Below are 11,052 nucleotides of genomic sequence, written 5' to 3' on the forward strand. Positions count from 1 at the left end.
TTTTGACAAGGAGAGACGGAAAATGGCGACAGAAAAGCTATCACCCGGCATGCAACAGTATGTGGATATAAAAAAGCAATATCCAGATGCTTTTTTGCTCTTTCGGATGGGTGATTTTTATGAATTATTTTATGAGGATGCGGTCAATGCTGCGCAGATTCTGGAAATTTCCTTAACGAGTCGCAACAAGAATGCCGACAATCCGATTCCTATGGCGGGTGTTCCCTATCATTCTGCCCAACAGTATATCGATGTCTTGATTGAGCAGGGTTATAAGGTGGCTATCGCAGAGCAGATGGAAGATCCTAAACAAGCAGTTGGGGTTGTGAAACGAGAGGTTGTTCAGGTCATTACGCCAGGGACAGTGGTCGATAGCAGTAAGCCAGACAGTCAGAACAACTTCTTGGTTGCTATAGATCGAGATGGCAATCAATTTGGCTTAGCTTATATGGACCTGGTGACGGGTGACTTTTATGTGACAGGTCTTTTGGATTTCACGCTGGTTTGTGGGGAAATCCGTAATCTCAAGGCGCGAGAAGTGGTGCTGGGCTATGACTTGTCTGAGGAAGAGGAACAAATCCTTAGTCGTCAGATGAATCTGGTACTTTCCTATGAAAAAGAAGGCTTTGAAGACCTTCATTTACTGGATTCACGATTGGCATCTGTGGAGCAAGCGGCATCTAGTAAATTGCTCCAGTATGTTCATCGGACTCAGATGAGGGAATTGAACCACCTCAAACCTGTTATTCGCTATGAAATCAAGGATTTCTTGCAGATGGATTATGCGACCAAGGCCAGTCTGGATTTGGTTGAGAATGCTCGGTCAGGCAAGAAGCAAGGCAGTCTTTTCTGGCTTTTGGATGAAACCAAAACAGCTATGGGTATGCGGCTCTTGCGGTCTTGGATTCATCGTCCTTTGATTGATAAGGAACGAATCATCCAACGTCAAGAAGTGGTGCAGGTCTTCCTCGACCATTTCTTTGAGCGCAGTGATTTGACAGACAGTCTCAAGGGTGTTTATGACATCGAACGCTTGGCTAGTCGGGTTTCTTTTGGCAAGACCAACCCAAAGGATCTCTTGCAGTTGGCGACCACCTTATCCAGTGTGCCACGGATTCGTGCGATTTTAGAGGGGATGGAGCAACCTGCTCTAACTTATCTTATCGAACAATTGGATGGAATCCCTGAGTTGGAGAGTTTGATTAGCGCAGCGATTGCTCCTGAAGCTCCTCATGTGATTACAGAAGGTGGCATTATCCGGACGGGATTTGATGAGACTTTGGATAAATATCGCCGAGTTCTCAGAGAAGGGACTAGCTGGATTGCTGAGATTGAGGCTAAGGAGCGAGAAAACTCTGGTATCAGCACGCTTAAGATTGACTACAATAAAAAGGATGGTTACTATTTCCATGTGACCAATTCGCAACTGGGAAATGTGCCTGCTCACTTTTTCCGCAAGGCGACGCTGAAAAACTCGGAACGCTTTGGAACCGAAGAATTAGCCCGTATCGAGGGAGATATGCTGGAGGCGCGTGAGAAATCAGCCAACCTAGAGTACGAAATCTTTATGCGTATCCGTGAAGAGGTCAGCAAGTACATCCAACGTTTACAAGCTCTAGCCCAAGGAATTGCGACAGTTGATGTCTTGCAAAGTCTGGCGGTTGTAGCTGAAACCCAGCATTTGATTCGACCTGAATTCGGAGATGGTTCGCGAATTGATATCCAGAAAGGACGCCATGCTGTCGTTGAAAAGGTTATGGGGGCTCAGACCTATATTCCAAATACGATTCAGATGGCAGAAGATACCAGTATTCAGCTGATTACAGGGCCAAACATGAGTGGGAAGTCAACCTACATGCGTCAGTTAGCCATGACGGCGATTATGGCCCAGATGGGTTCCTATGTACCTGCTGAAAGCGCCCATTTACCGATTTTTGATGCCATCTTTACCCGTATCGGAGCAGCAGATGACTTGGTTTCAGGTCAATCAACCTTTATGGTGGAGATGATGGAGGCCAACAATGCCATTTCGCATGCGACCAAGAATTCTCTCATTCTCTTTGATGAGTTAGGTCGTGGAACTGCAACTTATGACGGTATGGCTCTTGCTCAGTCTATCATCGAATACATTCACGAACATATCGGAGCCAAGACCCTCTTTGCGACCCACTACCATGAGTTGACTAGTCTGGAGTCCAGCTTGGAACACTTGGTCAATGTCCACGTGGCAACCTTAGAGCAGGATGGGCAGGTGACCTTCCTTCATAAGATTGAACCAGGGCCAGCTGATAAATCCTACGGTATCCATGTTGCCAAGATTGCTGGCTTGCCGGCAAACCTTTTAGCAAGGGCGGATAAGATTTTGACTCAGTTAGAGAATCAAGGGACAGAAAGTCCTGCTCTCATGAGACAAACAAGTGCCGTCACTGAACAGATTTCACTCTTTGATACGGCAGAAGAGCATCCTATCCTAGCAGAATTGTCTAAACTGGATGTTTACAATATGACACCTATGCAGGCTATGAATGTCTTAGTAGAGTTAAAACAGAAACTATAAAGAGAAACTTACTAGTCATTCTAGCTGTATCAAGGAGACTTCTTTGACAAGTTCCCACTTTTTTGTTAGAATAACATCACGCAAACAGAATGAAAAGGAGCTGACGCATTGTCGCTCCCTTTTGTCTATTTTTTAAGGAGAAAGTATGCTGATTCAGAAAATAAAAACCTACAAGTGGCAGGCCTTGGCTTCGCTCCTGATGACAGGCTTGATGGTTGCTAGTTCACTTTTGCAACCGCGTTACCTGCAGGAAGTGTTAGACGCTCTCCTTGCTGGGAAATATGAAGCTATTTATAGTATCGGGGCTTGGTTAATTGGTGTGGCCGTGGTCGGTCTAGTTGCTGGTGGTCTTAATGTTGTTCTCGCAGCCTATATTGCCCAAGGAGTTTCATCTGACCTTCGGGAGGACGCCTTCCGTAAAATCCAAACCTTTTCTTATGCCAATATTGAACAATTTAATGCGGGAAATCTAGTTGTTCGAATGACAAATGATATCAACCAGATTCAGAACGTAGTCATGATGACCTTCCAAATTCTTTTCAGACTTCCCCTCTTGTTCATCGGTTCGTTTATCTTGGCGGTTCAAACTCTTCCTTCGCTGTGGTGGGTGATTGTTCTCATGGTGGTCTTGATTTTTGGTTTGACTGCTGTCATGATGGGGATGATGGGTCCTCGTTTTGCCAAGTTTCAAACCCTTCTTGAACGCATCAATGCCATTGCCAAGGAAAATCTGCGTGGCGTTCGTGTGGTCAAGTCCTTTGTCCAAGAAAAAGAGCAGTTTGCTAAGTTTACGGAGGTTTCAGACGAGCTTCTCGGTCAAAACCTTTACATTGGCTATGCCTTTTCAGTAGTGGAACCCTTTATGATGTTGGTCGGTTACGGGGCGGTTTTCCTCTCTATTTGGCTAGTTGCAGGGATGGTTCAGTCGGATCCGTCAGTTGTTGGCTCCATTGCTTCTTTTGTCAATTACCTAAGCCAGATTATCTTTACCATTGTCATGGTTGGATTTTTGGGAAATTCTGTCAGTCGTGCCATGATTTCTATGCGTCGTATTCGAGAAATTCTGGACGCAGAGCCAGCCATGACCTTCAAGAATGTCCCAGATGAAGAGTTAGTCGGAAGTCTTAGCTTTGAAAATGTGACCTTTACCTATCCAATGGATAAGGAACCGATGCTGAAAGATGTGAGCTTTACTATTGAACCTGGTCAAATGGTTGGTGTCGTTGGGGCGACTGGTGCAGGAAAATCAACCTTGGCTCAATTGATTCCACGTCTCTTTGACCCACAAGAAGGGGCTATCAAAATCGGAGGTAAGGATATTCGCGAAGTGAGTGAAGGGACCCTGCGTAAAACAGTTTCTATCGTTCTCCAACGTGCTATTCTCTTTAGTGGAACGATTGCAGATAACTTGAGACAGGGTAAGGGAGATGCTACTCTATTTGAAATGGAGCGTGCAGCCAATATTGCCCAAGCCAGTGAATTCATTCATCGTATGGAGAAAACCTTTGAAAGTCCAGTTGAGGAACGGGGAACCAATTTCTCAGGTGGGCAAAAACAAAGGATGTCGATTGCTCGTGGAATTGTCAGCAATCCACGTATTCTGATTTTTGACGATTCGACCTCGGCCTTGGATGCCAAGTCAGAGCGCCTGGTTCAGGAGGCTTTGAATAAGGACTTGAAGGGAACAACAACCATTATCATCGCGCAAAAGATTAGCTCGGTTGTCCATGCAGACAAGATCTTGGTACTGGATCAAGGACGATTGATTGGTCAAGGCACGCATGCAGACTTGGTTGCCAACAATGCCGTTTACCGTGAAATCTATGAAACACAGAAAGGAAAGGAGGAGTAACATGAAGATAGTTCAATTTTTTTGGAATTATTTTAAAGTCTATAAGCTATCATTTGTAGTTGTTATCCTGATGATTGTTCTGGCAACTCTTGCCCAAGCCCTCTTTCCGGTCTTTTCTGGACAAGCAGTGACGCAGCTAGCTAATTTAGTTCAAGCTTATCAAGATGGCAATCCAGAACTTGTTTGGCAGAGTCTATCAGGAATCATGGTCAATCTTGGCCTGCTGGTTTTGGTTCTCTTTATCTCCAGTGTCATATACATGTGTCTCATGACGCGCGTGATTGCAGAGTCGACCAACGAGATGCGCAAAGGCCTCTTCGGTAAGCTTGCTCGCTTGACGGTTTCTTTCTTTGACCGCCGACAAGATGGCGATATCTTGTCTCGTTTTACCAGTGATTTGGATAATATCCTCCAAGCCTTTAACGAAAGCTTGATTCAGGTCATGAGCAATATTGTTTTATACATTGGTCTGATTCTTGTCATGTTTTCGAGAAATGTGACGCTGGCTCTCATCGCTATTGCCAGCACACCAGTGGCCTTCCTCATGCTGATTTTTATCGTGAAAATGGCACGCAAATATACCAACCTTCAGCAGAAAGAGGTAGGGAAGCTCAATGCCTATATGGACGAGAGTATTTCAGGCCAAAAAGCCGTGATTGTGCAAGGAATTCAAGAGGATATGATGACAGGATTTCTTGAACAAAATGAGCGCGTGCGCAAGGCAACTTTTAAAGGAAGGATGTTCTCAGGAATTCTTTTCCCTGTCATGAACGGCATGAGTCTGGTTAATACAGCCATCGTCATCTTTGCTGGTTCAGCTTTACTTTTGAATGATAAGACTATTGAAACAAGTACAGCCCTAGGCTTGATTGTTATGTTTGCCCAATTTTCACAGCAGTACTACCAGCCTATTATTCAGGTTGCAGCTAGTTGGGGAAGTCTTCAGTTGGCCTTTACAGGTGCTGAACGGATTCAGGAAATGTTTGACGCAGAGGAAGAAATCCGACCTGAAAAGGCTCCAATCTTCACTCAGTTGCAAGAAGGTGTTGAAATTAGTCATATTGATTTCTCATATTTGCCTGATAAACCTATTTTGAAAGATGTCAGTATTTCTGCCCCTAAAGGCCAGATGACAGCGGTTGTTGGGCCGACAGGGTCAGGGAAAACGACTATTATGAACCTCATCAATCGCTTTTATGATGTTGATGCTGGTGGTATTTATTTTGATGGGAAAGACATTCGTGACTATGATTTAGATAGTCTCAGAAGTAAAGTGGGAATTGTCTTGCAGGATTCGGTCTTGTTTAGCGAAACCATTCGAGACAATATCCGTTTCGGTGTGCCAGATGCTAGTCAAGAAATGGTTGAGGCAGCAGCCAAGGCAACCCACATTCATGACTATATCGAAAGTTTGCCTGATAAATACGATACCCTTATAGATGACGACCAGAGCATCTTCTCGACAGGACAAAAGCAATTGATTTCTATCGCTCGAACCCTGATGACAGATCCAGAAGTTCTCATTCTAGATGAAGCAACTTCAAACGTAGATACGGTGACAGAAAGCAAGATTCAGCATGCCATGGAGGCGGTGGTAGCAGGTAGAACTAGTTTCGTCATTGCCCACCGCTTGAAAACCATTCTCAATGCAGACCAGATTATTGTCCTTAAAGATGGAGAAGTCATTGAACGTGGTAACCACCATGAACTTTTGAAACTAGGTGGATTCTATTCAGAACTCTATCACAATCAATTTGTCTTTGAATAAGAAAAAAGTTGTCCTATGTGGGCAGCTTTTTCTTGTCCATAAAAAATTTTTATCACGACCTTTAAAAAAACATATTAGACGAAAGTCATTTTGAGTGATATGATAGGACTATCGTTAACATTCGAAAGGAGAGACATCATGGCTAGAACGGTTGTAGGAGTTGCTGCAAATCTATGTCCCGTAGACGCAGAAGGCAAAAACATTCATTCATCTGTATCTTGTAGATTCGCAGAGAGCATTCGTCAAGTCGGTGGTCTCCCTTTAGTCATTCCTGTTGGTGATGAGTCAGTTGTACGCGATTATGTAGAAATGATTGACAAACTTATCTTGACAGGCGGTCAAAATGTCCATCCTCAGTTTTATGGAGAGAAAAAGACCATCGAGAGCGATGATTACAATCTAGTACGTGATGAGTTTGAACTGGCTCTCCTGAAAGAAGCGCTTCGTCAGAATAAACCAATTATGGCAATCTGTCGCGGTGTCCAACTTGTCAATGTTGCCTTTGGTGGAACCCTCAATCAAGAAATCGAAGGTCACTGGCAAGGCCTACCTTTCGGAACATCTCACTCTATTGAGACAGTGGAAGGAAGCGTGGTGGCCAAGCTATTTGGGAAAGAAAGTCAGGTCAACTCTGTCCATCGTCAAAGCATTAAAGATTTGGCACCTAATTTCCGTGTAACTGCTATTGATCCAAGAGACCAGACCATCGAAGCGATTGAGTCTATCGATGAGCACCGCATTATCGGTTTGCAGTGGCATCCAGAGTTTCTGGTTAATGAAGAAGATGGTAATTTAGAATTATTTGAGTATTTATTGAATGAACTGTAACGACTGGAACATCTAGTCGTTCTTTCTTTTATTTTTTCAAAATTTTTGGAATGTGGGATTTTTACGCAAACGTTTGAATTCTGATAAAAATTGGAGAAATTTGACAAAAAAACTTGAAAAAAACGAAGGTAAGCGTTATGATAGAAAAGAAGAAATATTGGAGGAATAACATGTCACATATTAAATTTGATTATTCAAAAGTTTTAGACAAATTTGTTGCACCACATGAAGTGGAATACATGCAATCACAAGTAACAGCAGCAGATGAATTGATCCGTAAAGGAACTGGTGCTGGTAGCGACTTCTTGGGATGGTTGGACCTTCCTGAAAACTACGACCGCGAAGAATTTAACCGTATCTTGAAAGCTGCTGAGCAAATCAAATCAGACAGCGATGTCTTGGTTGTAATTGGTATCGGTGGATCTTACCTTGGTGCTAAAGCAGCAATCGACTTCTTGAACCACCACTTTGCTAACTTGCAAACAAAAGAAGAACGCAAGGCTCCACAAATCCTTTACGCAGGAAACTCAATCTCATCTACTTACCTTGCTGACTTGGTAGAGTATGTTGCAGACAAAGACTTCTCAGTAAACGTGATTTCTAAATCAGGTACAACAACTGAACCAGCGATTGCTTTCCGTGTCTTCAAAGAACTCTTGGTTAAGAAATATGGTCAAGAAGAGGCTAACAAACGTATCTATGCAACAACTGACCGCCAAAAAGGTGCTGTTAAGGTTGAAGCAGATGCTAACGGCTGGGAAACATTTGTTGTTCCAGATGACATCGGTGGACGCTTCTCAGTATTGACAGCAGTTGGTTTGCTTCCAATCGCTGCATCAGGAGCTGACATTAAAGCCCTCATGGAAGGTGCTAACGCAGCTCGCAAAGACTACACTTCAGACAAAATCTCTGAAAACGAAGCTTACCAATATGCAGCTGTTCGTAATATCCTTTACCGTAAAGGCTATGCAACTGAAATCTTGGTAAACTATGAGCCATCACTTCAGTACTTCTCAGAGTGGTGGAAACAATTGGCTGGTGAATCAGAAGGAAAAGACCAAAAAGGTATCTATCCAACTTCAGCCAACTTCTCAACTGACTTGCACTCATTGGGTCAATTTATTCAAGAAGGAACTCGTATCATGTTTGAAACAGTTGTCCGTGTTGACAAACCTCGTAAAAACGTGATTATCCCTAGCTTGGAAGAAGACCTTGATGGACTTGGTTACCTTCAAGGAAAAGACGTTGACTTTGTAAACAAAAAAGCGACTGATGGTGTTCTTCTTGCCCACACAGATGGTGATGTACCAAACATGTACGTGACTCTTCCAGAGCAAGACGCTTTCACTCTTGGATACACTATCTACTTCTTCGAATTGGCTATCGCTCTTTCAGGTTATTTGAATGCTATCAACCCATTTGACCAACCAGGTGTTGAAGCTTACAAACGTAACATGTTTGCCCTTCTTGGAAAACCAGGATTTGAAGAATTGAGCAAAGAGCTTAACGCACGTCTATAATAGAAGAAAAGAGTGGTTTGTCCACTCTTTTTACTCTCTTTATCCATAGAAATTGGACTCAGCCAAGACTTGTGATATAATATAGAGAGCAAAAAGGCAGACGCCTAGAGACTTTATAGGAGAAACTATGTCAAAAGATATCCGCGTACGTTACGCACCAAGTCCAACAGGACTACTACACATCGGGAATGCCCGTACAGCATTGTTCAACTACCTTTACGCACGTCATCATGGTGGAACTTTTATCATTCGTATCGAAGATACTGACCGTAAACGTCATGTCGAGGATGGTGAACGTTCACAACTTGAAAACCTTCGCTGGTTAGGTATGGATTGGGATGAAAGCCCAGAAACACATGAAAATTACCGCCAGTCTGAGCGTTTGGACTTGTATCAAAAATACATCGACCAACTGTTAGCTGAAGGAAAAGCCTACAAATCTTACGTTACAGAAGAAGAGTTGGCAGCTGAACGCGAACGCCAAGAAGCAGCTGGTGAAACTCCTCGCTACGTAAATGAATACCTTGGTATGAATGAGGAAGAAAAAGTCGCTTACATCTCAGAACGTGAAGCAGCAGGAATTATTCCCACTGTTCGCTTGGCTGTCAATGAGTCAGGTATCTACAAGTGGCATGATATGGTCAAAGGCGATATCGAATTTGAAGGTGGCAATATCGGTGGTGACTGGGTTATCCAAAAGAAAGACGGTTACCCAACATACAACTTTGCCGTTGTCATCGATGACCATGATATGCAAATTTCTCACGTAATCCGTGGAGACGACCACATTGCTAATACACCAAAACAGCTCATGGTTTATGAAGCACTTGGTTGGGAAGCTCCAGAGTTTGGTCACATGACTTTGATTATCAACTCTGAAACTGGGAAAAAATTGTCTAAACGCGATACCAACACCCTTCAGTTTATTGAAGACTACCGCAAAAAAGGTTATTTAGCAGAAGCAGTCTTTAACTTTATTGCTCTTCTTGGTTGGAACCCAGGTGGCGAAGATGAAATCTTCTCTCGTGAAGAACTGATTAAACTTTTCGATGAAAACCGCCTCAGCAAGTCTCCAGCAGCCTTTGACCAGAAAAAACTAGACTGGATGAGCAATGATTATATCAAGAATGCAGACCTAGAAACTATCTTTGAAATGGCAAAACCATTCCTAGAAGAAGCAGGTCGATTGACTGACAAAGCTGAAAAACTAGTTGAGCTCTATAAACCACAAATGAAATCAGTGGATGAGATTATCCCATTGACAGATCTCTTCTTCTCAGATTTCCCAGAATTGACCGAAGCAGAGCGCGAAGTCATGGTGGGGGAAACAGTCCCAACAGTTCTTGAAGCCTTCAAAGCAAAACTTGAAGCGATGACAGACGATGAATTTGTAACAGAAAATATTTTCCCACAAATTAAAGCAGTCCAAAAAGAAACAGGTATTAAAGGGAAAAATCTTTTCATGCCTATTCGTATAGCAGTTTCAGGTGAAATGCATGGACCAGAATTGCCAGATACTATCTTCTTGTTAGGTCGTGAAAAATCAATCCAGCATATCGAAAACATGCTAAAAGAAATCTCTAAATAAGAAGGATGTAATAATGGACATCTGGGAAAAGATGTACGAAGAAGCACAGAAACTATACAATCCACATGAAGTATCAGACTTTGTTTATGCCAATCATGTTGTAGCTGCAGTAGAAGCAGAAGATGGACAAATATTTACAGGATTCTGTATGGAGGGAACCTGTGGTGTTTTCCATCTCTGCGCAGAACGGGCGGCACTCTTCAATATGTACCAATTTTCAGGACAAACTAAGGTTAAAAAAGTATTAGCCTTTCGAGACAAACCACCTTATGGTGGAAGTTCAGGAATGCCCTGTGGAGCTTGCAGAGAATTCCTTTTAGAGTTGAACGCTGAAAATAAAGATGCAGAAGTCATGATGGACTATGATACAAGAAAAACAGTTAAAGTCGCAGAACTAATCCCCTATTGGTGGGGAGAAGAACGTGCTTCTAAGTTTAATGAACAATAGAAGAGTCAGTATAATTCTGGCTCTTTTTACTATAATTTGAAAAAGTTGATTTGAAAAAAAGGTAAATTCCCAAACTAAGTTCTACTGCTAATCCAAGTGGAAGTTGGTCTGATAAAAATCGTAAAAACCAGTGGAAATTCGTGTCAGGGTAAGTTCTACTGGTTTTACTAATGCTTGATTTCATTGCTTTTGTAGCCAAAATGAATCGAAAAAAAGAGCACACAAAATCCCCTCATCTGAAAGCGTTTCAGATTAAGTTCCGCTATGGTGGAAGTTACTTTGAGAAGTTACGGTCATGTAAAAAAGTAAAAAAGTTTAAAAAAGGTGTTGACAAAGTTTGAAAAGTCGGTATAATAGTAAGAGTTGAAAATACCAACTCTGGTCCGTTGGTCAAGGGGTTAAGACACCGCCTTTTCACGGCGGTAACACGGGTTCGAATCCCGTACGGACTATAGTATGTTGCAGATGGAACACTTGATGAAAAAAGTTTT

The 11,052-nt window shown here is 42.7% G+C and carries 7 protein-coding genes and 1 tRNA gene; all 8 read left to right on the plus strand.

Annotated elements, in window-relative coordinates; genetic code table 11:
• The first annotated feature begins 22 nt into the window (after window positions 1–22).
• The 8 genes from mutS to HW098_RS10140 all read left to right on the plus strand — a co-directional run bounded on the left by mutS (window position 23) and on the right by HW098_RS10140 (window position 11,013).
• Entirely contained in the window at window positions 23–2,557 is a 2,535-nt protein-coding gene (gene mutS / locus HW098_RS10105; RefSeq protein ID WP_176140009.1) for a DNA mismatch repair protein MutS, read from the plus strand.
• A gap of 145 nt (window positions 2,558–2,702) precedes the next feature.
• Window positions 2,703–4,409 (plus strand): multidrug efflux ABC transporter subunit PatA, encoded by a 1,707-nt coding sequence (gene patA / locus HW098_RS10110; protein WP_176140010.1) that lies wholly within the window; start codon window positions 2,703–2,705, stop codon window positions 4,407–4,409.
• 1 nt (window position 4,410) lies between these two features.
• Entirely contained in the window at window positions 4,411–6,177 is a 1,767-nt protein-coding gene (patB, locus tag HW098_RS10115; RefSeq protein ID WP_176140011.1) for a multidrug efflux ABC transporter subunit PatB, read from the plus strand.
• A gap of 138 nt (window positions 6,178–6,315) precedes the next feature.
• Window positions 6,316–7,005: a gamma-glutamyl-gamma-aminobutyrate hydrolase family protein gene (locus HW098_RS10120; protein ID WP_000124770.1), complete on the plus strand. Its 690-nt coding sequence runs from the start codon at window positions 6,316–6,318 to the stop codon at window positions 7,003–7,005.
• Between the two features lie 170 nt (window positions 7,006–7,175).
• Window positions 7,176–8,525: a glucose-6-phosphate isomerase gene (locus HW098_RS10125; RefSeq protein ID WP_176140012.1), complete on the plus strand. Its 1,350-nt coding sequence runs from the start codon at window positions 7,176–7,178 to the stop codon at window positions 8,523–8,525.
• Window positions 8,526–8,652: 127 nt separating this feature from the next.
• The gene (gene gltX, locus HW098_RS10130; RefSeq protein WP_176140013.1) at window positions 8,653–10,113 is read left to right on the plus strand and encodes a glutamate--tRNA ligase; all 1,461 of its coding nucleotides are present in this window, start codon (window positions 8,653–8,655) and stop codon (window positions 10,111–10,113) included.
• Between the two features lie 13 nt (window positions 10,114–10,126).
• On the plus strand, window positions 10,127–10,561 hold the full coding sequence (locus HW098_RS10135) for a cytidine deaminase (RefSeq protein ID WP_050243285.1): 435 nt from the start codon (window positions 10,127–10,129) through the stop codon (window positions 10,559–10,561).
• 380 nt (window positions 10,562–10,941) lie between these two features.
• Window positions 10,942–11,013, plus strand: a tRNA-Glu gene (locus HW098_RS10140).
• The last annotated feature ends 39 nt before the right edge of the window (window positions 11,014–11,052 follow it).

It is taken from the genome of Streptococcus sp. 1453, from assembly GCF_013276955.1.
GTDB lineage: Bacteria > Bacillota > Bacilli > Lactobacillales > Streptococcaceae > Streptococcus.